The organism is Aquiflexum sp. TKW24L (assembly GCF_023502205.1).
Lineage (GTDB): Bacteria > Bacteroidota > Bacteroidia > Cytophagales > Cyclobacteriaceae > Cognataquiflexum.
Map to the genome: position 1 here is coordinate 12,985 of NZ_JAMFLG010000014.1, position 25,066 is coordinate 38,050.

The 25,066-nt window shown below is 39.0% G+C and carries 18 protein-coding genes and 1 riboswitch; of the genes, 11 read left to right on the forward strand and 7 right to left on the reverse strand.

Going from position 1 to position 25,066, the window contains the following annotated elements:
- The first annotated feature begins 70 nt into the window (after window positions 1-70).
- A complete protein-coding gene (locus M3O96_RS10885; protein ID WP_249720592.1) occupies window positions 71-1,072 on the forward strand; it encodes a PDC sensor domain-containing protein in 1,002 nt (333 codons plus the stop codon).
- Entirely contained in the window at window positions 1,073-3,970 is a 2,898-nt protein-coding gene (locus M3O96_RS10890; protein ID WP_249720593.1) for a PAS domain-containing hybrid sensor histidine kinase/response regulator, read from the forward strand.
- Between the two features lie 9 nt (window positions 3,971-3,979).
- On the opposite strand, the gene M3O96_RS10895 is transcribed toward M3O96_RS10890, so the two are convergent.
- The 5 genes from M3O96_RS10895 to fmt form a co-directional block, all read right to left on the reverse strand.
- Window positions 3,980-5,296, reverse strand: a complete 1,317-nt coding sequence (locus tag M3O96_RS10895; protein ID WP_249720596.1) for a dihydrolipoamide acetyltransferase family protein — start codon at window positions 5,294-5,296, stop codon at window positions 3,980-3,982.
- 83 nt (window positions 5,297-5,379) lie between these two features.
- On the reverse strand, window positions 5,380-6,642 hold the full coding sequence (locus M3O96_RS10900) for a competence/damage-inducible protein A (protein ID WP_249720598.1): 1,263 nt from the start codon (window positions 6,640-6,642) through the stop codon (window positions 5,380-5,382).
- Entirely contained in the window at window positions 6,639-7,139 is a 501-nt protein-coding gene (locus M3O96_RS10905) for a dihydrofolate reductase (RefSeq protein WP_249720599.1), read from the reverse strand. The genes M3O96_RS10900 and M3O96_RS10905 overlap by 4 nt, the downstream gene beginning before the upstream one ends.
- Before the next feature lie 128 nt (window positions 7,140-7,267).
- Complete coding sequence (locus M3O96_RS10910) at window positions 7,268-8,194, reverse strand: DUF4412 domain-containing protein (protein WP_249720601.1); 927 nt, start codon at window positions 8,192-8,194, stop codon at window positions 7,268-7,270.
- 165 nt (window positions 8,195-8,359) lie between these two features.
- Window positions 8,360-9,283, reverse strand: coding sequence for a methionyl-tRNA formyltransferase (gene fmt / locus M3O96_RS10915; protein WP_249720603.1), 924 nt, complete (start codon window positions 9,281-9,283; stop codon window positions 8,360-8,362).
- Between the two features lie 306 nt (window positions 9,284-9,589).
- On the opposite strand from fmt, the gene M3O96_RS10920 reads away from it, so the two are divergent.
- The 4 genes from M3O96_RS10920 to M3O96_RS10935 all read left to right on the forward strand — a co-directional run bounded on the left by M3O96_RS10920 (window position 9,590) and on the right by M3O96_RS10935 (window position 16,665).
- Entirely contained in the window at window positions 9,590-9,955 is a 366-nt protein-coding gene (locus tag M3O96_RS10920) for a hypothetical protein (protein ID WP_249720605.1), read from the forward strand.
- A gap of 83 nt (window positions 9,956-10,038) precedes the next feature.
- Complete coding sequence (locus M3O96_RS10925) at window positions 10,039-10,374, forward strand: hypothetical protein (protein WP_249720606.1); 336 nt, start codon at window positions 10,039-10,041, stop codon at window positions 10,372-10,374.
- Window positions 10,375-10,969: 595 nt separating this feature from the next.
- Window positions 10,970-15,295, forward strand: coding sequence for a PAS domain S-box protein (locus tag M3O96_RS10930; RefSeq protein WP_249720609.1), 4,326 nt, complete (start codon window positions 10,970-10,972; stop codon window positions 15,293-15,295).
- Between the two features lie 62 nt (window positions 15,296-15,357).
- Window positions 15,358-16,665 carry a hypothetical protein gene (locus tag M3O96_RS10935; RefSeq protein WP_249720611.1) on the forward strand — a complete coding sequence of 436 codons (1,308 nt, stop codon included), beginning with the start codon at window positions 15,358-15,360 and terminating at the stop codon, window positions 16,663-16,665.
- On the opposite strand, the gene M3O96_RS10940 is transcribed toward M3O96_RS10935, so the two are convergent.
- Complete coding sequence (locus tag M3O96_RS10940; protein WP_249720613.1) at window positions 16,662-17,246, reverse strand: RidA family protein; 585 nt, start codon at window positions 17,244-17,246, stop codon at window positions 16,662-16,664. The genes M3O96_RS10935 and M3O96_RS10940 overlap by 4 nt on opposite strands.
- Before the next feature lie 138 nt (window positions 17,247-17,384).
- Window positions 17,385-17,484: riboswitch (SAM riboswitch) on the forward strand.
- Between the two features lie 59 nt (window positions 17,485-17,543).
- On the opposite strand from M3O96_RS10940, the gene M3O96_RS10945 reads away from it, so the two are divergent.
- From M3O96_RS10945 to M3O96_RS10960, 4 genes are read left to right on the forward strand one after another with little or no spacing between them, the layout of a single operon-like run.
- Window positions 17,544-18,587, forward strand: a complete 1,044-nt coding sequence (locus tag M3O96_RS10945; RefSeq protein ID WP_249720614.1) for a homocysteine S-methyltransferase family protein — start codon at window positions 17,544-17,546, stop codon at window positions 18,585-18,587.
- Entirely contained in the window at window positions 18,580-21,288 is a 2,709-nt protein-coding gene (gene metH / locus M3O96_RS10950; RefSeq protein WP_249720616.1) for a methionine synthase, read from the forward strand. The genes M3O96_RS10945 and metH overlap by 8 nt, the downstream gene beginning before the upstream one ends.
- 2 nt (window positions 21,289-21,290) lie before the next feature.
- Entirely contained in the window at window positions 21,291-22,244 is a 954-nt protein-coding gene (metF, locus tag M3O96_RS10955; protein WP_249720619.1) for a methylenetetrahydrofolate reductase [NAD(P)H], read from the forward strand.
- Window positions 22,245-22,266: 22 nt separating this feature from the next.
- Window positions 22,267-23,115 (forward strand): hydroxymethylglutaryl-CoA lyase, encoded by an 849-nt coding sequence (locus tag M3O96_RS10960; RefSeq protein ID WP_249720620.1) that lies wholly within the window; start codon window positions 22,267-22,269, stop codon window positions 23,113-23,115.
- Between the two features lie 53 nt (window positions 23,116-23,168).
- On the opposite strand, the gene M3O96_RS10965 is transcribed toward M3O96_RS10960, so the two are convergent.
- Window positions 23,169-24,221, reverse strand: coding sequence for an acyloxyacyl hydrolase (locus M3O96_RS10965; RefSeq protein ID WP_249720622.1), 1,053 nt, complete (start codon window positions 24,219-24,221; stop codon window positions 23,169-23,171).
- Between the two features lie 238 nt (window positions 24,222-24,459).
- Here M3O96_RS10965 and M3O96_RS10970 point away from each other — a divergent pair, with 238 nt between their 5' ends.
- Window positions 24,460-25,017, forward strand: a complete 558-nt coding sequence (locus tag M3O96_RS10970) for a PepSY domain-containing protein (RefSeq protein ID WP_249720624.1) — start codon at window positions 24,460-24,462, stop codon at window positions 25,015-25,017.
- Window positions 25,018-25,066: the final 49 nt, after the last annotated feature.

Here is a 25,066-nt window from a genome sequence, read left to right on the forward strand (position 1 = left end):
AGAAATGGGTGAAAGCTTTCAAAAACAAGTTGAAAATCTTTAGATTTAAAGATTAACTGATGTCAACACAATGAAAGTTTTATTGATCCTTTTGTTTTTTGCTTTTATCGGTTTTGCTTCTTGTAAGCCTTCCCCGGAAAAAGAAAGGCAGGCAAATTTTTTTGAAATCAACACTTTTGTTTCTTTATTGGAATATGACCTTGGACTTCTTGAAGAAGAAATTATCAAGTTGGGCAAAGTTTCTCAAGAATTATTGGAAAATCCAACCTTATCTACTTCGGTCCTTTCAGACCAAAATTTTGATTTGACAGGTGTTTCTTCAAATTCGGAGCCTGGTGCCGATCCTGAAAAAAGCTCTCTTTATTTTCCAACCTCCGGCAAGGATAAGTTAGCAGTTCGTGAAATGATTTTATTGACAACCCCATTGGACGAGGAATTTAAAAAAGTCGTCAAAAAGTTTCCAACAGTTTCTCAAGTTTACTTCAATTCCAAAATTCAGCTCAACAGACTCTTCCCTCCATATGATGTCAATACAATGTTGGAACCGGATCTAGATGTGACCAAGTTCAATTTTTATTACAAAGGGGATGAAAAAAACAACCCTTCTAAGGGACCTGTTTGGATAGAGGAAATGTACATTGATCCCGTGGGGAGAGGGTGGATGGTTACCTTGACGCAACCAGTATATGTCGATGGAGATCTGAAAATGGTTTTGGGATTCGATATCACTTTGAATGATATCATTGAAAATTACATTAACAAATCAAAAAAAGAGCTGATAATAGTGGATAGGAAAGGAACTGTTGTCGCAGGAAAGACCAAAGCCATAGAAGCACTTGCACTGCCATCGCTAAAAAACTATACCTATACCCAAACCATAACTTCGGATAGTTATAGAAAAGAAGATTTCAACCTATTTAAAAGCAAAGATAAAAATGTCCGGGCCCTTGCTGACAAAATTATCAACTCCAATGAAGAGGAATTATGGCTTTCGGAAAATAAAACGAAACTCAAAATCCTATCAAAAAAAATGGACAAACTTGATTGGTATGTTCTTGAAATCCAATTTTAAATGATTCCAAAAGATTATTCCCTCCCAAAATCTGAAACAGGCCTCTACCGCATTTTAGTGGTTTTGGGGATTTTTGTTGTTTTTCTAATTACTTTTTTGGGCTTGGCCTTTTTTCAAGCCCTCAATGATAACCAAATCAATTCTAGCAAAACCACCCTAAATAAACAAGCTGAGCTCGCGTCCAAACAGATTGAAAACAGATTTACGGCATTCTATGATGACATGGTTTTTTTTGTCAATAACCTCGAGCCGGATACCTACGCTGTCAATGACAATGAAAATCTTGCCTTTGAAAAAAGAGCAAGGAGGATTTTCAACAACCACAGGGACTTGCTTGATACCGTCAAAGTGATATTCCCAAATCAAGCGGTAATCTTCCATTTTGACAATCGAAATAATTTCGTTAAAACTTTTTTCGATAAACAACAATTGTCTCAGGAGTTGGGTAAGAATGAGATTTTTTTGAACAATGAATCAAAAAATGTTGCGATCCGGGCCATTGTAAATCTCGAGCGGTTTTTTATTGATGAAATGACAAATTATTACCTCGGGATATCCGGTGAAAAGTTGATTTATTGTGACGGAAAGCTCTTGGGAACACATGAACAGAAACTCAAAAAGGGGTTTTTAATTGATGAAAAAATTTTAGAAAAGATAGCTGCCCAAGTTGAAGAAGGCCTTAAAGGGGACTTCAGTGGTGCTTTTGTCAATCAAAATGAGGAATTGGAATTTGAGGCTTTGATCCACCATTATCCATTTTCGATTTATCCTATAAAAAGTAAATTCACCACTGTTTTTGTTGTCAACAAAAATGTGGTCACTTCAGGTATTTTCAGTACCCATTTTTATCTGATTTTGGCATTATTGATTTTGTTGGCATTGGTTATTTTGATTTTATTTAAGTCCATAAAAAATTCCCAAGTCACCAACGAAGTACTATCTAAAAATGCAGATGAGATTTCGGAACTCTTTAGGAGGCAGGCCCTGCTGCTTCATGAGACCAAAGGCTTCATTTATTTTCAGGATTCTGATGGGAAAATGACAAGTGTGGGAAGAGAGGTCAAAGGGATTCTTGGATATGACACGGAAGATTTTGCCTTAAATTACAAGAAATACATTTCAAAAAAAGACATCGCCAAACTTGAAAAAGCCATTGAGGTTTCTATTTCGAACAGAAAAGACAGCCTTTCCATAGAGTTGGATTTTAAAACCAAGACGGGAAAATTAAGACGGACCAAGATTTTTGAAAGACTGGAATTTGATGAAAATGAAAATTTTTTAGGGAATGTCGGGATTTGCACTGATATCCAGGAAAAGTACGAAACAGAACAGGAAATTGTCAACAGTGAAAATAGGTTAAGGGCTGTATTAAAAAGCTTGCCTGACCTGATTTTCATTTATGACAATGAAGGCAGGTACCTTGATTTTCATGTTAAAAATAAAAGTCTACTTGTAGCGCCACTCGAAGGTGCGATCGGTAAGAAGATGTCCGAAATATTGCCTGAATCACTTGCAAAGCCTATCCAACAGGTTTTTAATAATACAATCAAGACCGGAAACATGCAGACAGTGGAATATGAAGTGGATATTCCTTCCGGAAAAAGATTGTTTGAAGCGAGATTTTTTAGACTTGACAATGACAAAGTGATGTCGATTGCCCGAGACATCACCGGGCAAAAACTTTGGGAGAGAGGACTGATGGAGGCAAAAAAAGCCGCAGATCAGGCCAATTTGGCTAAATCAGAATTCCTTGCTAACATGAGCCACGAAATCCGAACACCGATGAACGGGCTTTTGGGAATAATTCCACTTTTGGAAACAACCCATCTGGACCAAACGCAAAAGGACTATATCCAGATTATCAAAGACTCTGGTGAATCTCTTCTCAATATCATCAAAGATATCCTTGACTATTCCAAGATTGAGTCCGGAGAAATGACCCTGTATAAATCAGTGTTTAATTTTAAAAATGAAATTGAAAAAACTTTAAAGATATTTTCGGGCCTGATCAAGGAAAAAGACATTCAATTCTCTTTTCATTTCGGACAAATGGTGCCGGAATATGTCGAGCTGGACAAAGAAAAGTTGAGGCAAATTTTGATTAATATCATTGGCAATGCTATCAAGTTTACACCGGATGGAGGGAAAATTTCTGTCAATATTTCCGCCGAATCAATTTTTGAAAAGAATGTCATTTTGAATTTTGAAGTGAAGGATAATGGGATAGGAATTCCTGCCGACAAAATAGAGATGCTGACAACACCTTTTTTCCAGCTTGACAGCAGCAGTACCAAAAGGCATCAGGGAACCGGACTTGGTTTGGCGATTTCCCAAAAAATCATTGAGTTGATGGGTGGAGAAATGATTATCAAAAGTGAATTTGGACAAGGGTCTGAATTCACTTTTAGCATTTTTGGTACGATTTGGCACAAAGATGAAAATCTTGACGTAAATGTTCAGGAGGAAGAAGAATTGGAAGGCTTTGTTTGGAAAGACATGGCCCAAGAGTTTCCATTGAAAATCCTTTTGGCAGAGGATAATTCTACCAACCTACTATTTATGGACATGCTCATGATCCAATTGGGATATGTGTATGATGTCGCCAGAAACGGGGCAGAGGCTGTCCGAATGGTAAAAGAATCTGACTATGACCTGATCTTGATGGATATTCAAATGCCTGTTATGAATGGATTGGAGGCTACACAAGTTATCCGAAAATCATTGGGAAATAAAATTACTATTGTAGGGTTATCTGCCAACGCTTTTCAGGAAGACGTTGACCAGGCCTTGGAAATAGGTATGGATTCCTATATTTCAAAGCCTTTAAAAATTAATGAAATAACGAGTATAATCAGGTCTTGTTCTGAAAAAATCCACATAAAAAAAGAGGTCAACTGACCTCTTTTTTTATAACTCTGTATCCAAATCAAATGCCTCCAGATAGTCGGCCACCCTTCTCACAAACATTCCTCCCAAAGAGCCATCCACCACTCGATGGTCATAAGAATGGGAAAGAAACATTTTATGTCTAATAGCGATCACGTCTCCGGTTGGAGTTTCGACCACAGCAGGTTTTTTCTGGATTGCCCCCACTGCTAGGATTGCTACTTGCGGCTGCATGATAATCGGAGTTCCCATCACATTGCCAAAGGATCCCACATTGGACACTGTATAAGTGCCTCCGCTCAATTCGTCAGGCGAAAGTTTGTTGATACGTGCACGGTTAGCAATGTCATTGATTTTTTTGGAAAGGCCGATCAGATTTAGCTGATCAGCATTACGGACCACCGGCACTATAAGGTTTCCGGAGGGCAGGGCCACAGCAACTCCTATATTGATATCTTTTCTTTTGATGATTTTTTCTCCATCCACAGAAATATTGATCATCGGAAAATCTTTGATTGCTTTGGCGACTGCTTCGATAAAGAACGGGGTAAATGTCAATGCCTCACCTTCTTTCTTTTTATAAGCATCTTTGACTTTATTTCTCCACAAAACTATGTTGGTCACATCTGCTTCCACGAATGAGGTCACATGAGCAGAGATTCGTTTGGAATCCACCATTCTTTGGGCGATCATCTTGCGCATTCTATCCATTTCGATGATTTCATCCTGAGCCGAAATGCTCATCTCTACCCGTGGGGCAGAATAGGTAGAAGGGACTGCCTTTGCGGAGGCATCAGACCTTTCTAATGTCTGTTCACCACGATTTTTCAAATACACAAGTATATCCTGCTTGGTGACGCGGCCATCTTTTCCTGAGCCGGCTATTTTTGCCAAATCGGACTTGCTGATTTTTTCTTCTTTTGCAATGCTTAATACCAAAGGAGAATAAAACCTGTCATCTCCATCTTGTAATTCTTCCTGAGAAAAAGAGGAAACAAGAGCAGCAGATTGCTCCGGGGCAATAGAAAGCAATTCTTCTTTAGCACCGGAAGCTTTGACCTCAACTTCAGAAGTTTTTTGGGAATCAGAGGAATCAGGTTCGGTTTCAAGGATAGCAATAGGAGCGCCCACCGCCACGACCTCGCCTTCTTTTGCTAGGATTTTTTTCAATATCCCGGCATGGGTTGCGGGCACCTCGGTATCAACTTTATCAGTGGCAACCTCTAATACTGATTCATCCTGCTCGATAAAATCACCTTCTTTTTTCAGCCAAGTGAGTATGGTTCCTTCAATTATACTTTCACCCATCTTGGGCATCAGCATTTCTACATTTGCCATGCGTATATTATTTAATTGGGTTTATTTCCAAGTTTTAAAATTAAATTTTATTTTAACCAATGCAAAATCAGTGAACATAATTTTTATTCTGTTTTTTCTAAAATGCTAAGTCGTAACAAATTCAAAACTGCTACAGCAGTGAGCTGGATATTGAGCATCCTGTCTTGAGTGAGTTGAAGTTTTTTAGTTACTGTATTGCCTTCAAATGCACAGGCGATCCAAACTGTGCCCACAGGCTTTTCCGCCCATCCTCCTCCCGGCCCAGCGATTCCACTGCTTGCCAATCCGAAATCGGCATTGAATTTTACCCGGATATTTTCGGCCATTTGGATGACAGTAGGTTCGCTTACAGCGCCATGTTTTTCCAAAGTTTCATTTTCAACTCCGAGCAGGCTGTTTTTGAAATGATTATGATAAGGAATCAGACTCCCCTGAAAATAATCACTACTCCCCGCAATACTGGTAATAAGATGAGATATATAGCCTCCCGTACAGCTTTCGGCTAAAGCCACTTTTTGGTTATTTTGTTTTAATAATCTTCCGACAGCTTCCTCCAGTGTTTCCTTGTTGTACCCAAAAATGTACTTGCCAATTATAGGGAATACTTTATTGATTTGATCCTCAACATCATTTTGAAGGATGAAAAGGTCTTCACCAAACGCTGTCAGCCTAAGCTTTACTTGACCCAAAGATGGTAAGTAGGCGAGTTTGATGTGCTGAGGTAGATTTTTTTCCCAATCTTTGATCAGGTCAGCAAGCCAGCTTTCACCGATTCCAACAGTTTTTATTAACTTATGGTAAATGTTGGGAAGGGTGAAAAGAGACTTGATTTTAGGAATAACAAATCCTGTCATCAGATTTTTCATTTCATGTGGCACGCCTGGCATTGACATCCATTTTTTCCCATTTTGTTCAAACCACATTCCTGGTGCAGTTCCCATTTCATTGGGAACGTAAACACACTTTGTGGGCAAGTGTGCCTGAAACCTATTGAGATCGGTCAATTCTCTTCCCCTTTTTTCGAAAAATGTTCTTACCGCTTCCAATGCCTCCGGTACCAATTCGAGTTTGCAGTCAAAATATTCTGCCAAAAGTGGTTTTGTAAGGTCATCGTTTGTTGGGCCGAGACCGCCTGTCATTAAAATGATGTCCGCCCTTTTTTCTGCGGCTTCAAATGCAGCTAAAATCCCATCCCTGTTATCGCCAATTGTGGACCTATGAACCACCCTGACTCCGATTTTATCCAGTTCCTGACTGATCCATTGGCTGTTGGTATCCACGATCTGACCATAAAGAAGTTCATCCCCTATGGCGATGATTTCTGCTTTTACCTCTTTGTAATTCATTTGGAATTTCTTTTGTAAACCACAAAATCAAAATCGTATTGGTTTTTTTCATCCTTTTTGAATGAGGTGGTGGAAATATTAGTCCATTCATTTTTGTCAATTTCTGGAAAAAACACATCACCATCAGGCATTGCGTACACTTCTGTAACTAGTAATTCATCTGCAATAGGTAAAGATTGACGGTAGATGTCCGCACCGCCAATGATAAATATCTGGTCTAATTTTTTCCCTATGCAGATTTGCACTGCTTCTTCCAGAGAGTGGGCCACCAAATGGCCTTCAGGAACACAGAATTCAGGGTTATTGGTTATGACAATAGATGTTCGGTTGGGTAGGGGTCTGCCGACTGATTCATAGGTTTTTCTACCCATGATGATGTGGTGACCTGTGGTATGACTTTTGAAAAGCTGGAGATCAGCAGGAAGACGCCAAACCAAGTGGTTGTCTTTTCCTATGACGTTATTTGTTGCCTTGGCAACTATGATGGTTATTTTCAATGTTTTTAAGATTTTGGCTAAGTTACCAAGGTTTGTCCAATCAAGAAATCTTAGTGGCAAAGAATGGCCAAACAGATGAAAATTTTCTTTCATCTGAAGGCTTAAAAAACCCAAAAATAGAGTGCTGTTTATTTGCCCTCTTTCATTGACTTTGCAATGCTCGGAAAATCTTCCATAATGAAACTTTGCTTGTTTTTTTCCTGCAATTCCAAAGTGACCATGTCGACGGTGCTTTTGTCTATTTTGCTGACTACATGCGCCTCCATCATATTTCCGGTTGGTAGGTTTTTGAAAAGATCAGGATGTTGGTCCTTCATTCGGGCGGTTAAAAACGGGTTGTTTTGGCTCCAGAATGGGGTGTTTCCAATAATCGGTGTTTTTGTGACCCAATAGTTTGTTGTGTTTTCTTTTGTTTCGATTAGGTACTCCTCACATTCATGACCTAGGATCACTTTGGAGTTCCCGGTTTTTTTGAATGTCACATCTTCTGCATCTTCTACACTAGTGACCCCAGTTTGACTCATTGCTGCGTAATCGTATGCAAATGCCATTCTCATTTTTTCCCCTTCATTTTCAAGTAGTGTGATGGCTATATTTCGATTAAAATCATAAATGAGCACGTAAGTACCGTCTTCTTTTTTGGTTTCGTCGGTAAATTTCATAGCAGTAATTTTCGGGTCTTTTGAAAAATAGGAAGAAAGCTGAATTGGCTCATTTGGCTTGCCTTTTTCATCTTGCCCGGTGATTTCCAAAACTGCAAACCCTTCAAAATCATATGCTTCATCTACTTCCACATCGCTGTATATAGAAGCCATCATCTTCTCAAAGTCTACCCCGGGAATGGAGTCAGGATTGTCCGTCCCATAGATATCTTTAAACATTTTGTCGAGCTTCCTTCGAGCCAATTTTTCCATCTCACTTTCTACTTTTTTTTCTATTGCCCTACTCACACCTCTTTCTGCTGCGTTTTTAATCCGATTGATAAATTGTGCTTGAGCAGAAAAAGTAATTAATAAAAAAACTAGGGCTGAGCTAATGGTGAAGGTCCTTTTCATGGCTTTGTGAAATATTTGTGCAACAATTATTGATTTTTAAACAAATAATTTATGACAAAAAATTGGAAAATTATAACCTTTGAGTCGAAACCTTTAGGATAAATTCAAATTAAAACTGCCAAAATGTCGATTACTTATAAATAATATTGATTTTGGTGTAAAAAACTAAAGAAGTTTATAACCCCTCAAAAACTCCTCTATGCCGAGTTTCTTTTTTCCTTCCAATTGAAGTTCAAGAATTCTCAGCGAACTGTCACCTGTTTTGAATATCAGTTCCTTTTTGCCATCAGAGTGAAATGCTCCTATTGAACCTTCGGAAATTTGATCAGTAACTTCACTTTTAAATATTTTACAATTTTTTCCATCCAAAACAGTCCAAGCGGCCGGATAGGGAGAAAGTCCCCTAATAAGATTATGGATGTCATTGGCGGATTTTCTCCAATCAATCTCACATCTTTCTTTAAAAATTTTTGGAGCGTGGTGGATCGCTTTTCTTTCATCCTGAGCAAATGTTACGACCTTATCATCCTCAATTGCGGCTACGGTTTTCAAAACGAGATCAGCACCTTTTATCATCAGTCTATCATATAATGTCCCGATAGTATCATCTGGAAAAACTGGCTCTTTTTCCTGAAATATAATGCTCCCTGTATCAATTTCATGTTTAAGAAAGAATGTAGTCAGTCCTGTCTCTGTTTCTCCATTGATGATCACCCAATTAATCGGTGCCGCACCTCTGTAATTTGGAAGCAAAGATGCGTGGAGATTAAAAGTGCCACGCGCCGGCATGTTCCATATTATTTCAGGCAACATTCTGAAGGCAACAACAATTTGTAAATCTGCTTTAAACCCCCCAAGTTCTTCCTTAAAATCAGGTGATTTGAGGTTGGTGGGTTGCAGGACCGGAATGTTGTATTTCAATGCTACATCTTTTACAGGGGAAGAAATTAATTTTTGACCCCTTCCCTGAGGTCTGTCTGGTGCCGTCACCACAGCCACAATATTCCATCCATTGTTAACCAATATTTCAAATGAAGGAACCGCAAATTCAGGCGTTCCCATAAAAACAATTCTTAATTTTTTGTCCATTTATCTTCGATTAAAGAACTTAAATGTCGGGAATAATTTATTTCAACGGGAACTAAAAAAATTTAATATAAAACTTTCTGTCCAGTTTGTAAGAAATAAAATTTTGCAAATCAATATAATTTAAATATAAAATTTTAATTTTGATAGGTTTTATGTTTTAAACACTATTTATTATTCTAATAGTCATTATTTTGTTATTGGTAATGTTTAGTGATTTATATTGTTGTTTTTTTAATAAAATCAGGGATAAACAGTCTGATAGAAAAAAAATGCTAGGATTAATAAAAAATTATTTAATTTTGCAACATGAATTTTAATGTAGAATATGGACTTTCTAATGGTATCAGACTTTTTGTCTGTACTATGGCCGTATTTTTTACACTATTAGCGGTTCTTGGTAGCTTTGAGAAAAAGGCGGAATTAATCTACGCCGGAGAATTTGTTTCAGAAGTAGAATTTAAATTCATTGAATTTCCAAATACGCTTCAATTTCCCTCTAGTAATAAAATTTCCAAGATTGAAAGAATCGAATTTATTCAACCCGTTCAACGAGCAGTTTATACGGTTTTAGATTCTCCTAAATTCAAAATCAAATCTGTCGCTGAGACAGTACATATATTTTTTCCGATTAGGTTTTTGTTCAAGTATTCTTTGAATACCCACGCGCCTTAATTTGGATTAATTCACCTTCCCTTGATTTGTTATTCGTCGATGTCCTCCGAATTTCAATCTCCCCCAAAATAACAACTTTATTGATGCATTCTTTTTGGATTGCAAAACATTGTACTGTAAAATCCAATGGATTGCAATTCATAAAAAACAATCAAATAATTGAAGATAATAGCTTGAGCATTTCAAAAAAACAAAAATCAAACACGTCTGTCAAGGACATTAAACAATCAAACACTATGAAAAAGACAATCTTTGCAATGATGATCGCTGCTACTGCTTTTATGGCTTCTTGTGGCAACAAAACAACTGAAGAAGTAGAAGTAATCGAAACTCCGGTTGAAGAAGTCACTCCTGAAGTTATCGAAGAAGTACCTGTTGATACCACTACTGTAGCAGCTGATACAATTGCTGTTAATTAATTAGAAATATTATATAGAACAAAAAAAATCCCCGATATCATCGGGGATTTTTGTTTTAGGGTAAACCCTTTGTTGAACTTAAACACATAATAGAGAAGCTCTAATAGATGTTCAAACTTAGAGAAATAAAAACCTCAATAAAATAACCAATACTGGGTATTTTTTTGCTTGATATATTAGATAAACATAATTTCTTATCCGAAAAAGTATAATTATATGAACGAATGTTTGATTTTAATAAAAAATAAAGCCAAAAAATTTTAGTTAATTCTTTCTTTCAAGTTGAAACCACACGACTTTGATTGACTCAAACCTTTTTTATCCAAATAATGGATAATTTATTTTTCGAAAATTAAAGCTTTATATATTTTTAGCTAATGGATTTTTGGCTGGCTGAAATTTTGGACAGGAATTCATAAATAATTTCTTTATTCATTGAACCTTAGGACTTGATTATAAGAAAATTTTAATTTGAACAAATTGATTGATTTTGTCTTTTAAATGATTAAACTTCGACTACCAAAGGGTTGATTTAATCTTAATTACCCAATAAAAAGATGTAGTTTCAATTGAGCTGACATTCTATCCGCAATTCATGAGTGTAGTCAAAAATTTAGATGTTTTAGGTTTTTTCAATCAGATACAAGAGCCTGTCGTTGTTTTTTCTGAAGGGAACGATATTTTTTTGAATGATTACTTTAAGAAGAATATTCAAGGGAACTTCGATGATTGGAAGGATATTTTTATTTGTGAAGATATCCAGAAGATGCTATTTGAATTTTTTGCAACGGGGGAATTTTCGGACGATGTCTGCTTTTCTACATTAACCCAAGTCAATAGCGAAACTTCTGATTATAGATGGGAATTCAAAAAAATCTATACAGAAGAAAATCAGAGGTTTTGTGTCGCTATAGCAAAAAAAACAGATCCTGAAATTGAAGGCCCTACAGATGGACAATTACAGCAAGTCGAAACCAATTCCAACCTTGGTTTAAATTTTGTCGCCAGTATTTTGCGGCATAGCCACGATATGGTTGCAATTTTGGACATTGAGGGGAGATACAAATTTATTAGTGCTGCTGTGATTGACAAATTGGGTGTTGATACTTCAAAAATCATAGGAAAATCTTACAGGGATTTTATAGATCAGGGAATCATTGATATCGAAGACGGTGATTTGGAGCAGGTGTATTCTTCCAAATCTGAGGTGAATATCAATTTTTGGGTCAATATACCCGGTGGAAAAAGGGTTTACATAGAAAGTTACAGCAGGAATTTACTAGATGACCCAAATATTAACGGTATACTTTTTAGCGCTAGAGACATAACTGCTTATTGGAAAGCCAAAAAATCTTTGCAAAAAAGGTATGAGCTTGAGAACCTGATCAACAGGATTTCTGCAAAATTTGTAAATGCCGGATATAATCAGGTAGACCATGTATTCAGATTATCCCTAAAGATGTTAGGTGAATTTGAAAAAGCAGACCGATCATATATTTTCTTGGTTCATGATGACCTTCAGGAGATTGAAAATGTATACGAATGGACTGCGGCAGGTATCGAACCACAGATCCAATATCTAAAAAATCTACCCATCACTGCCGACAACCTCACCATCGAATCTCTTCGAAAAGGTGAAATTTTGGTTGTACCGGATGTTGATCTTATGCCTGACAATTTTAAGGCAGAAAGGGAAATCTACCAACAACAGGGTATCAAATCATTTGTCCTCATTCCCATTTTTTCAGAAAATAAACTGATTGGTTTTTTTGGACTTGATGCTGTTCATGAAAAAAGAGCCTGGCATGAAAAAGATGAATATGTGCTCCGCCAGCTGGGTGATATATATGCGGGAAGTTTTATCAACAGGGCAATTAAAAAAAGGCTCGAGCGCAATGAAAAGCTTCTTGCTTCTACAGAGATTTTGGCTAAATCAGGCTCATGGAGATTCAGTAAGACCAAAAGGAGGATTTTCTATTCTGTTGGGCTGAGAAGGATCTTTGATTTGGAGGAAGATGTTTATTCCTCTGATTTTTCCGGGTTTTTGAAAAGGATAAAAAAAGGGGATAGGAGAGATTTTCTTGAGAAATTAAAAATCGCTGTTCAAACAAGGAGTACCACTTATGGTGAATTCAGCATTTTTACCAAGGAAGGAAAAGAAAAATTCATCAGCTTCACCATACAGGTGAGGGAAATTCAAGACAGCGAGGATGTAGAAGTCTTTGGCTATTGTTCAGATATCACGCATAAAAAGGATGCTGAAAATTACCTGAAACTCCAATCCCAGATCCTAACCCAGGTAGACGATCCCATTGTGGTGACTGATGCTACACTCAAAATTATCTATATCAATAAGGCTGGTTTAAAAGAGTGTAAAATAGACGAAAGTGAAAACTTTCAGGGAAAAATTACTGACTTATTCGAATTCATTTTTGAAGATACCAATACTTTGGAAAGGCTTTTGGGAAACCTTATAAACAATGAGGGCATAACCAGGCAAATGCAGCTCAGGCTGAGGACAGGTGTGGTTGATCCCTATGAGGTTTCAGTCCAGCAATTTTTGAATGATGATCAGGAGAAAATCGGGTATTCATTTGTGATCAGGAATCTTTCACTTCAGGTCAGACAAGAGGCTATTGCCAGAAAGGCCCAAATGATCGTGGAAAACAGTCCTGCTGTTTTGTTTACTGTTGACCCAAATGAAAATTTCCGAATTCTCTATATTACAGATAACATCAGACAATTTGGATATAACTCCGCCAAGTTGGTAAGCTCCCAAACAAGTATTCTTGATTTGATTCACCCAGATGATGTGATCCAGCTTTTGGATTACCATTATGCAAGGGAAAGTGAAAATGGAATCCCTGCTTTTTCGGGTGAATATAGGATCAGAAAAGGGGATGGTTCCTTCCGGTGGGTGGAAGATAGAACCCGAGAAGTATATGATTCTGAAGGTAGGATTTTTGTCCATGAAGGTATCTTACAAGACATCACCGAAAGGAAAAATAACCGTGAAGAGATCATTCGAAGTCAGGAAAGATATCGGGTATTGGCTTCCAATATTCCGGGGACAAGTATATTTTTGATCGACAGAGACTTGCGGTACATTGTTGCCCAAGGAACAAATTTTGCAGAATGGGGGATGACTGCAGGGGATTTTGAAGGAAAAACCTTAGCAGAAGTCCATCCTGGCAATCTCAACGAGATTCAACCGATTGTGACTAGGGCTCTGCTCAAAAATGAGATTATCCAAAAGCATCTTGTATTCCGTCGTCGGGTATATGAGATCACCGTCCGTCCAATCATGTATGGCGGTGAGATTGAGTATGCGCTCGGGATATTAAGAGATATCAACGAGGAGCATCAGGCAAAAGAAAGCTTAAGAAGAAATGAGGAAAAATACAGGAAACTTGTAGAGGAATCAACCGAGATCATTTTCTCGCTGGATTTGGATATGACCTTGACCTACATTTCACCAAATGTCAAGCAATTTCTCGGATATGTTTCAGAGGATGTAATGAAAAGAAAGCTTGTCGAATTCCTCCATCCTGAAGATCTATCGGTGTTTGCTGAAAGAAGCAAGTCTGAGCCAAATTTTTTCAAAGACAATCAATACCTAGAATTTAGGCTTTTACATCTTGCTGGTGATTACAGGGTATTCAGTTCCAATGGAAAGTTGGTGACCGATGAGTTAGGAAAAAAAATGTACTACACCGGGATTGCACGGGACATTACAAAACTAAAAGAAGCGCAGAAAGAGCTTTTTCATGCCAAAGAGAAAGCCGAACAGGCATCGACCATTAAGTCCCAGTTTCTGTCCATCATGAGCCATGAAATCAGGACGCCTATGAACGCAGTTATTGGCATGGCCCATCTCTTGATCGAGGATGACCCGCGCCCGGATCAGCTTGAGAATTTAAAGACGCTTCAGTTTTCGGCTGAAAACCTGTTGGGTTTGATCAATGATATTTTGGATTACAGTAAAATTGACTCAGGAAAAGTTGAGCTCGAAAAAGTGAATTTTGAACTGAGTAATGTTTTCAATAGAATACTCCATTCTTATTCTTATCAGGCAAGGGAAAAAGCCCTCAATGTAATTTTTGAAGCAGATCCCTCTTTGCCATCAAACCTGATAGGAGATCCGGTAAGGTTGGGTCAGATAGTTAATAATCTGGTTTCCAATGCAGTTAAATTCACCGAAAAGGGATTCATCAGAATCAAGTTGACCAAGGAAAAGGAAAATGAAAAGACAATCACAATCCGGTTTGACTTTGAGGATTCAGGAATCGGCATTCCAAAAGACAAGCTCGACCTGGTGTTTGAGGCATTTACCCAAGCAAGTGCAGCTACAACTCGAAAATATGGAGGTACTGGTCTTGGTCTTGCTATAGTCAAGCGATTGGTACAGTTGTTTGGTGCAGAGATCAAAGCTTACCAAAGGGAGGACGGTGGTACCAGATTTACATTTACCGCAGTATTTGAAAAACCCCATTCTAAAGCCATTCCTTTTCAAAATGATCATTCAGATGGCTTACAATTCCTAGAAAAGGCGAGTATTCTGGTAGCAGAAGACAACCTAGTCAATCAGATAATGATCAAGAAATTCCTTCATAAGTGGGGAGTGAAAAATGTGGTGATTTCCAATGATGGAAATGAGGCGATTGAAGCATATCTTAAGCAGGAGTTTAATTTGATTTTGCTTGACCTTCAAATGCCCGAAATGGATGGTTTCCAAGTGGCGGAATTCATCAGAAACATGGAAGATCAAAAAAAGAAGAATGTTCCTATAATTGCATTGACTGCCTCTTCGTTAATTGAAGTAAAAAATCAATTGGAAAAAGTGGGAATGAATGATTATATAAGTAAACCGTTTAACCCCGATAATCTTTACACCAAAATACTGAAATACCTTAAGCCATAAATTTGAAAAAAGGAGACATCGATACACCCTTTCCCTTTAATTTTGGAAATAAACAAATTGGTATGAGGCTTTTCTTAGTATTGTTTCTTTCTATTTCTTTTGGATTTCCAGCTTTTTCCCAGATGCAGAAGTCCAACAGGAGTACTATGTACATGACCTATGGTAGGACCGGAGCTAATCTTAGGGAGTTTAATCAAATGCTGGCTGAAAGAGGGCTTTCTCCCATGAGAAGTAGTTATTCTAACCTTAGTTTTGGTTACGTCACCAGATTCAATGACTTCATTATTGGTTTAGAACTTTTTCAAAATAGCGGGCCAAAGTCAAATTTTGATGGATACGAGATAGATTACCAAAGCACAAGGTTTTATGTTAATGTAGGATTTGCTTTCACGGAGGAAGGTAATTTTCAATTGATCCACTACATGTCAGTAGGAACCGGGTTTTTGAATTTCCAGATGCTGAAGGAAAATCCCGCAACGAACCTCGAGGAGTTTTTTCAGAATCCGGCGCACGGTTTTATCCTTAGGGATGGAAATCTCCATAAAGGAACCTTGAACATGACAGGATTCCTTACTGAAATCGGGTTTCAGATGAGCTATGATGTGCCTATCCCCGGAAGGGAGGAGGCCATTGAACTGTTGGCAAGGTTTGGATATTCATTTAGCCCTTTTGAGGATTCTTGGAAATTGAACGGCATCAGGTTCAATAGTACCCAAAGTGGTGCTTTTATTAGATTGGGGGCCGGAGTTACTATCCCCGACCACAATTTCTTTTATAAAGATGCAGCCATTGGGGCACATTTGATTTATGGATTTCATTTTACCCAACCGGATGAATTCAATTCAGTTTTGGAACAAAATGGACTTGCTCCCTTCAAGGGAAGACCAAACAATATTGGTTTAAAAGTCTTGGGTGAAAGCAAAGGCTTCCTCTACGGGATTGATATTTATAATTTGGGTCTTTCCGGTCAGGCAAATGAATCTAAAAGCCATACCTTGAACAGTCTTAGGGTTTATGGAAATGCAGGTTTGAAGTTTTTTGAAAGAAAAAATCTTGAATTTGGAGGAACGGGTGGAATAGGCTATGCCAACATACGCTACTCACTGCTCGAAAATAACAAACCGGATTTCCCAAGATTATTTGAAGAACCGTTGCATGATGCATTTTTGAGAAAAGGTGGTCTGATAGCCAAACCTGAAGTTTATGTAGCTTATGGGATTCCCCTTTCACCAAATCACTCTTCGAAACTGATGATTGGAATTAATGGAGGATATGAATTACCCTTGGCCAATTTCAAGTTACTCGACCTGTCAATGGCGGGATATATGTCCAATCCCTACTTCCAGTTAAGCGTCGGGATAAGGCATTAAATGTCTTCGATTTCCACAATCAGTTCCACCTCTACGGCAATGTTCATTGGCAATGCATTCATTCCCACAGCAGATCTCGCATGCTTTCCTTTTTCTCCAAATACTTCCACCATCAGGTCTGAAAACCCATTGATTACTTGGGGTTGTTGGATGAAATCTGAATTGCAGTTCACCATTCCCAATACTTTTACGATTCTTTTGACTTTGTTGAGATCTCCTAATTCAGCTTTGAGAACTGCCAACTGATTTATTGCGACCATCCGTGCAGCTTCTTTTCCCTGCTCAATTGTCAAATCCTGACCTACTTTTCCGGTAATAAAAGTGCCATCTGGCAGTCCCGGGCCTTTTCCAGCTAAGAAAAGTAAATTTCCTGTTCGCACCACATTGACATAATTTGCTACAGGGGTGCTTGGTTCAGGCAGGATTATCCCTAATTCTTTGATCCTTTGTTCGGCATCCCAAGAATTTTCAGATAATTGCTGGTTTTTGTTTTCTGGGCTGTTGCATGAAAGGATAAAAAGAAAAAAGAATTTTGATAAAAAAATAAAAACAAATCCGGGAAAATGGGTTTTATAATTCATGGATTAAAAGGGATTAGAAGTTTGATTATAATTGATATGATAGGTTTGATTTCGCTGATATGAGAAATATATACCTATTCTATTGAAGAATCTTTATAAAACACCACAAAAATCCAATAATTGCTTTTAAATTTGAAAAGCTTATCGAGAAAGACCGAGGGAAAGGCCCTATGACGTCTTGGCAACCTGAATACAAGGTGCTAATTCCTATTCCGGAGAAGCCGGAAGAAGATGAGCGGAAGAATGAATTCCTTTTTTCCGGTTGCTGCTCGCATAAGTTTTTGATACTAAATATTCATGAACAGAACCGCATTATTACTCTCCTTATCCAAGAAAAAAATTCTTATCCTCGATGGTGCCATGGGCACGATGATTCAGCGATTTAAGTTGAATGAGGAAGATTTTAGGACACCTGAACTTGCAAACCACCCCAAACCATTAAAGGGTAACAATGACCTTCTTTCTCTTTCCAGACCGGATGTCATCAAATCTATTCATGCTGCTTATCTTGAAGTAGGTGCCGATATCATCGAGACCAATACCTTTAGCGGGACTTCCATCGCACAGGAAGATTATGGATTGCAGCACCTTGCCTATGAGATCAATTTCCAGTCTGCAAAAATTGCCAAAGAGGTCTCTGATGAATTCACTTCAAAAAATCCAGACAAACCACGTTTTGTGGCAGGTGCATTGGGTCCCACAAACAAAACAGCTTCTCTTTCCCCTGATGTGAATGATCCCGGATATAGGGCGATCACATTTGATCAATTGTCCGAAGCCTACAAGGAACAAATCAGGGGATTATTGGATGGGGGATCAGATATCCTTTTGGTCGAAACTATTTTTGATACCTTAAATGCCAAAGCAGCCTTATATGCCATTCAGGAAGTATTTGAAGAAAGAAACATCCCTTTAAATCCTGAGGAAGGTGGGATTCCCATCATGATTTCCGGAACAATCACCGACGCATCCGGAAGGACACTTTCAGGACAGACGACGGAAGCATTTTTGATTTCTGTGTCCCACGTTCCTCTCTTCAGTGTTGGACTGAATTGTGCTTTAGGTGCAAAAGAACTTAGACCATATCTCAAGGTATTGGCAGATAATGCACCATTCTTGGTTTCTGCTTATCCAAATGCCGGTTTGCCAAATGAATTTGGCCAATACGATCAGGGAGCAAATGAGATGGCTGATCAGATCGAAGATTTTTTGAAAGAAGGGTATGTCAATATTTTGGGAGGATGTTGCGGAACTACTCCTGAGCATATTGCAGCCATAGCTAAGGCAGCAGAAAAGTATGTTCCTAGAAACATTGAATTTGTCACAGCAGAAAATGAGTAGGATCCAAAAACATAATGCCATGAAATTATCAGGTTTGGAACCTTTGGTTTTCACCCCTGAAATCAACTTTGTCAATGTTGGCGAAAGAACCAATATTACCGGTTCGAAGAAATTTGCACGGCTGATTCTCAATGGAGAATATGACGAGGCTCTTGGGATTGCTTTAGACCAAGTCAGAGGAGGAGCCCAGGTATTGGATGTGTGTATGGATGAGGGCATGCTTGATGGTGTGGCTGCCATGAAAAAGTTTCTTAACCTCATTGCCTCCGAACCTGAGATCAGCAGGATTCCGATCATGATTGACAGTTCCCGATGGGAAATCATCCTGACAGGATTGAAATGTATCCAAGGAAAGGGAATCGTTAATTCGATAAGTTTGAAGAATGGCGAATCTGAATTTATCAATCAGGCCAAGACGATTAAGAAATTTGGTGCAGCCGTTGTTGTCATGGCCTTTGATGAAAAAGGTCAGGCAGATACCTATCAGAGAAGAATTGATATCTGTAAAAGGAGCTACGATATATTGGTAAATGAAGTCAGATTCAATCATCAGGACATTATTTTTGATCCGAATATCTTTCCTGTAGCCACAGGAATGGATGAGCACCGAAAAAATGCACTAGACTTTTTTCATGCTACCCAATGGATCAAGCAAAACCTCCCGGGAGCCAAAGTAAGTGGTGGGGTGAGTAATGTTAGTTTTTCTTTTAGGGGAAATGATCCTGTAAGGGAAGCCATGCATGCCGCCTTCCTATATCATGCCATCCGTCACGGTATGGATATGGGAATCGTCAATCCTTCCATGCTTGAGGTGTATGACGATATTCCAAAAGATTTATTGCAAAAAGTGGAAGATGTCCTTTTTGATAGGACGGAAGATGCCACTGAGCAATTGCTTTCATTTGCAGAAACCGTAAAAGCTTCAGGCAAAAAAGAAATTGTCAACGAAGTCTGGAGAGAATTTCCTGTTGAAAAAAGGATAGAACATGCATTGGTCAAAGGAATTATCGACTTTGTCATTGAAGATACGGAGGAAGCAAGATTGAAATACCAAAACCCGCTCAAAGTCATCGAAGGTCCTCTGATGGACGGTATGAATGTGGTCGGTGATTTATTTGGAGAGGGCAAAATGTTTCTTCCCCAGGTGGTCAAATCTGCAAGGGTTATGAAAAAGGCAGTGGCTTACTTGGAACCTTTCATGCCAAAAGTCGGAGATTGGAATTACAATGCCGAGCAAAGCAGCATCAAAAAAATCCTCTTGGCCACCGTCAAAGGTGACGTCCATGATATTGGGAAGAACATCGTAGGAGTAGTTTTGGCGTGTAACAGCTATCAGATCATCGACCTCGGTGTGATGGTAGATGCTCAAAAAATCATCGATGAAGCCATCAAGAACAAGGTTGACATCATCGGTCTCAGTGGCTTGATAACACCGTCATTGGATGAAATGGTCTATGTCGCTTCTGAGATGGAGCGTCAGGGTATGCAGATCCCTTTGCTGATAGGCGGAGCTACGACCTCGAGAATCCATACAGCGGTAAAAATTGACCCTGTTTACAGCGGCATTGTCATCCATGTCACGGATGCTTCCAAGTCTGTCCCGATCGCAGGGGAATCCATCAATGAAGAAACCAAAACTGCCTACCACAAGCAGATTAAAGATACCTACCTCCAACTTCGGGTTGAGCATGAAGCCAAGCAACAAGTAAAGCAACTTGCCACTTATAAAGAGGCAAAAGCAAACCCTGTCTTTATCGATTGGGAACATTACGAGCCAATTGTACCGGCTCAATTGGGAGAGACGGTTTTCCAAGATCTCGATCTTTCTGTTTTGAGAAAATATATCGACTGGACGCCATTCTTCAGTACTTGGATGCTGACTGGAAGGTATCCTAAAATTTTCGATGATGCGGTTGTCGGCCAAGAAGCAAAGAAACTTTTTGATGATGCAAACAAGATGCTGGATCAGATCATTACTGAAAAGTGGATTCAGGCAAAGGCAATTGTGGATTTGTTTCCTGTAAAGCGGAATGAAGATGATGTTACGGTCCTCAAAGATGGTTCTAATACCGGATACAAGTTTCACTTCCTTCGCCAGCAAGGTAAAAAAGGCAAAGGTGTTCCCAACAGGTCATTGGCAGATTATATCCATCCCGAAAAAACAGATTATATGGGAGGATTTGCAGTGACAGCCGGATGGGGTATTGAATCTAAATTGGCTGAGTTTCAAAAAAACCATGACGATTTTCATGACATTATGCTCAAAGCTTTGGCTGACCGTTTGGCAGAAGCAGGAGCAGAGTATTTACATGAGTTGGTCAGAAAAGACCTTTGGGGTTATGCAAAATCCGAAATATTGGATAATGAATCCCTGATCAAAGAGGAATACCACGGAATCAGACCGGCACCCGGCTATCCTGCCTGCCCGGAACATTCTGAAAAAAGAACCCTTTTCGATTTACTCCAAGTTGAAAAATCTATTGGAATAACATTGACCGATAGTTTTGCCATGTATCCTACCTCCTCTGTCAGCGGATTTTACTTTGGTCATCCTGAGAGTAAATATTTTGGTCTGGGTAAGGTAGGCGAAGATCAAGTTGCGGATTATGCACTGAGAAAAGGAGTAACCAAAAAACAGGCTGAAAGGTGGTTGTCACCTAATCTGGCTTATTCACCATTATTACAAGTTCAAGAAAAGTAGCAATGAAAATCACAGAATATATCGCACAGGCAGAGAAGACCCTGTTCTCCTTTGAAATCCTTCCTCCTTTGAAAGGTCAAAGTCTGAAAGATTTGTTGGTGGGAATTGAGCCATTGATGGAGTTTAAACCTCCATTTGTAGATGTGACCTACCATCGGGAAGAGTTTATTTACAAGAAACATCCCAACGGACTTCTCGAAAAAGTAAGTACCAAGAAGCGTCCCGGTACAGTCGGAATTTGCGCTGCTTTGATGAACAGGTTTCATGTCGAAGCGGTACCGCATCTGCTTTGTGGAGGCTTTACCATGGAAGAAACTGAAAATGCCCTTATTGACTTGAATTTTATCGGAGTCCAAAACGTACTCGCCTTGCGTGGTGATGCACCAAAAAACGAAGGGAATTTCCTACCTGAACCAAACGGACATCAATATACCAGAGATTTGGTAAAGCAGATTATTGGGATGAATCATGGGAGGTACCTGCATGAGGAAACTGAAACGGGTTTTCATACTGACTTTTGTGTTGGGGTGGCCGGCTACCCGGAGAAGCACTTTGAAGCACCAAGTTTGAAATTTGATCTTAAGCATTTGAAAGAAAAAGTAGATTCCGGCGCCGAATATATTGTCACACAGATGTTTTTTGACAATCAGAAGTTTTTTGAATTTGTGAAGAAAGTCAGAGAATTGGGAATTACCATTCCGATTATGCCGGGATTGAAACCCATCACCACTTTAGGACAGATCAGCATGTTGCCGAGGACTTTTTTCCTGGATTTGCCGGATGCCTTGATGGATGATCTCGAAAAGTGCAAAACAAATGCTGACGTCAAAGAAGTGGGAATTGCTTGGGCTATCCAACAAAGTAAAGAATTGGTTGCCAACGGGGTTGAGGTATTGCATTATTACACCATGAGTAAGGCTGATGCCACTTATAAAATAGCCAAAGAAGTCTTTTGAGGGATTTTGCTACATTCGTGCCATGATCAAACTGGTGGAATGTGCCCGGGATGCCATGCAAGGCAGAGCGGAATTCATAGATACTTCAATTAAGGCTGCGTATATCAACCAACTGCTTCAGGTGGGGTTTGATACGATTGACTTTGGGAGTTTTGTGAGTCCAAAAGCTATTCCTCAAATGAGGGATACAGCGGAGGTTTTGGAGCAGCTTGACCTTTTTGGTACAAAGTCCAAACTCCTCGCAATAGTGGCAAATACAAGAGGAGCTGAGGATGCCTCCCATTTTGAAGAGATTGATTTTTTGGGTTTTCCACTTTCTTTATCAGAGACATTTCAGCAGCGAAATACCAATAAGTCAATTGCTGAAGCTTTGGAGGCAGTAGAAGAAATTCAAAATCTCTGTGAGATCAAAGGTAAAATCCTAGTTACCTACCTGAGTATGGGTTTTGGTAATCCTTACGGGGATGCGTATTCTCCTGAAATGGTAGCTGAATTTGTCAGAAATTTGGATGGAATGGGTGTCAAAATCATCTCTTTTGCCGATACTATCGGCACTGCCCAACCGGAATTGATTTCAGAATTATTCTCTGTCAATGCCAAATCCTATCCCAACATAGAATTTGGTATGCATCTGCATTCCCACCCAGATAACCTAACTCCTAAAATTATAGCGGCTTTAAAAGCAGGCTGTATCAGGTTTGACAGTGCCATGCTTGGATACGGTGGATGCCCTATGGCCAAAGATGACCTTGTAGGAAATGTGGCAACAGAATCCTTGATTAGGATTTTGGAACAGGAGGGGTATGAATTTGACCTCAACATCGTTGAATTTGGAGAAGCGATGAAGCTTGCCAATGTGGTTTTTCATTGAAAAGACTTCGGAGGTTATAGACTTTGGTTTTTAATACAGAAGAAAAAGTCATTTCAAAAAATCCATCCTAATCTAAAATCCATATACTCAGCGACGTGCCCATGGGCTTTGAGTCCTGCACCAATCCGGATGTTTTTTCCTATCAGGTAATTCAATGTATATCGCTGGTAAAACTCCCGATCCTCTTGATATCCCAATGGTTTGGACAGGTACTTGACCATGCGCTGACTGAAATCAAATTTTCCAAAAAGGAAATGGTTCTCCAAAAAGATTCCGGGAATCACAGCCTCTATTCGGCTTTCTTGGATAGGCAGTGAAAAGTCCTTAGCGATCTCAATCCCTCCTCCCAAGCCGATAATTCCGGTAAACTTACGGTAGGTACCTCCAGCAAGGGTAAAGTTTGGTTGACGGGTTCCATTGTCGGAGTCCCGTGTATTGAATCCCAAGTCTGCATAAAATGACCATTTGTTCGGGAGAGGGCTTTTTTCATAGCTTGGTAAATCGGCTTTTCGGGTATAATGAACAACTCCCAATCCCCACATCGGATAGTTCATCCCCCGATTGGGCTGACTTTGACCCCCATTGGATATGTGGTTGTATGAAAATGAGGCCTGTAATTCCCATTGATGACTAAGTTCAAAGAAAAGTTTTGGAGCAACAAAAATTAGAAAACTGATAGACGAACTAAAGAATGTATTCCTTGGATTTTCGATAGGGTCATAAATTCGGGTAAGGTAACTTACACCCATTCCTGTAGAAAGACTTGCCGACCACCTGTCAGTTCTGAAAAGGTATGGTTCAAAACTTCCTGAAAGATTCCAAGCCTGACCCAACTCCCTGGGATTTTGAAAATCTACGACTGATAGATTCAGCCCCAAATAATGAAAGCAATTGCAGGCTTCCCAGTTTTTGCGGGTTGATCTCATCCATTGGGTAGATAGATTCAGGGAAATGGGTCGGCTGGAAGCCAGATCCTGAAGTTCAGGATTATGGGGAATTATCCATCCATATTGACTTTCAAGGCCTATCTTATGAGAACTGACCTGCGCTTCTGCATTTACAGCCCAAAAACTTAGAATAAGAAAAATCAAAGCAGCCTTTTTCAAAATTTTCTTTTTTTGATTTTTACGAAAATGAAACAAAGATGTGTGGCCATAGAAAGGGTTTTTTATCCTTGTAAACGATAAACATTTCCGGTGGAATATTAGCCAAAAGAATTTTCAATAAAGTGAATTTTCTACGAAAACTGTGCTTCGTCTTTCTTCAAGAAGACCGCCTGAAAAAAAATAAAACACTTCTGCCCCGATTTTAATTATTTTCGCCGATTGTTATTGAGTATTTCTTATGATTTCCAAAAAAGCCCATCAAACCCGTATCTACAGGCGAATACACAAATGGATTAGTATAGTCTTTGTTTTTTTTCTTGTGATTATTGGCATCACGGCTATTCTTTTGGCTTGGAAAAAAGAATTGGGTCTCATCCCCAAAACCCAAACTACTAAAGTTGAAAACCCTTCCAAATGGATTCCATTGGATAAAATGATGGAGATCGGGCAAACGTTTGCAAGAGACAGCCTACAAAAAAGTGACCTGATCGACAGGATAGATGTCAGACCCGAAAAGGGCATAGCCAAGATTGTTTTCAAAAGGCATTTTACAGAAATCCAAGTTGATGGCTATTCGGGAGAGATTCTGTCAGTCAGCCAAAGAAATTCCGACTTGGTGGAAAAAATCCATGATGGAAGTATTTTAGATTTTTTGATGGTGTCGGATTCCGAAATTTTCAAAATCACCTACAGCACCTTGACCTCAGTTGTCTTGCTTTTGCTTTGTTTTACAGGTTTTTTTCTATGGTATTTGCCTAAGATGATAAAGAAATTAAAAAGCCGGAAGGTCACTTAAATCATTCTAATTGTCACCATTGCTTTCTATATTTGGTCTAGGCTGAAAG

Coding starts and splice junctions, on each gene's coding strand:
- M3O96_RS10890 (WP_249720593.1), top strand. CDS start 1,073: ATGATTCCAAAAGATTATTCCCTCCCAAAATCTGAAACAGGCCTCTAC.
- M3O96_RS10900 (WP_249720598.1), bottom strand. CDS start 6,642: ATGAATTACAAAGAGGTAAAAGCAGAAATCATCGCCATAGGGGATGAA.
- M3O96_RS10885 (WP_249720592.1), top strand. CDS start 71: ATGAAAGTTTTATTGATCCTTTTGTTTTTTGCTTTTATCGGTTTTGCT.
- M3O96_RS10895 (WP_249720596.1), bottom strand. CDS start 5,296: ATGGCAAATGTAGAAATGCTGATGCCCAAGATGGGTGAAAGTATAATT.
- fmt (WP_249720603.1), bottom strand. CDS start 9,283: ATGGACAAAAAATTAAGAATTGTTTTTATGGGAACGCCTGAATTTGCG.
- metH (WP_249720616.1), top strand. CDS start 18,580: ATGAGTAGGATCCAAAAACATAATGCCATGAAATTATCAGGTTTGGAA.
- M3O96_RS10960 (WP_249720620.1), top strand. CDS start 22,267: ATGATCAAACTGGTGGAATGTGCCCGGGATGCCATGCAAGGCAGAGCG.
- M3O96_RS10935 (WP_249720611.1), top strand. CDS start 15,358: ATGAGGCTTTTCTTAGTATTGTTTCTTTCTATTTCTTTTGGATTTCCA.
- M3O96_RS10930 (WP_249720609.1), top strand. CDS start 10,970: ATGAGTGTAGTCAAAAATTTAGATGTTTTAGGTTTTTTCAATCAGATA.
- metF (WP_249720619.1), top strand. CDS start 21,291: ATGAAAATCACAGAATATATCGCACAGGCAGAGAAGACCCTGTTCTCC.
- M3O96_RS10910 (WP_249720601.1), bottom strand. CDS start 8,194: ATGAAAAGGACCTTCACCATTAGCTCAGCCCTAGTTTTTTTATTAATT.
- M3O96_RS10940 (WP_249720613.1), bottom strand. CDS start 17,246: ATGAATTATAAAACCCATTTTCCCGGATTTGTTTTTATTTTTTTATCA.
- M3O96_RS10945 (WP_249720614.1), top strand. CDS start 17,544: ATGAACAGAACCGCATTATTACTCTCCTTATCCAAGAAAAAAATTCTT.
- M3O96_RS10970 (WP_249720624.1), top strand. CDS start 24,460: ATGATTTCCAAAAAAGCCCATCAAACCCGTATCTACAGGCGAATACAC.
- M3O96_RS10920 (WP_249720605.1), top strand. CDS start 9,590: ATGAATTTTAATGTAGAATATGGACTTTCTAATGGTATCAGACTTTTT.
- M3O96_RS10925 (WP_249720606.1), top strand. CDS start 10,039: ATGCATTCTTTTTGGATTGCAAAACATTGTACTGTAAAATCCAATGGA.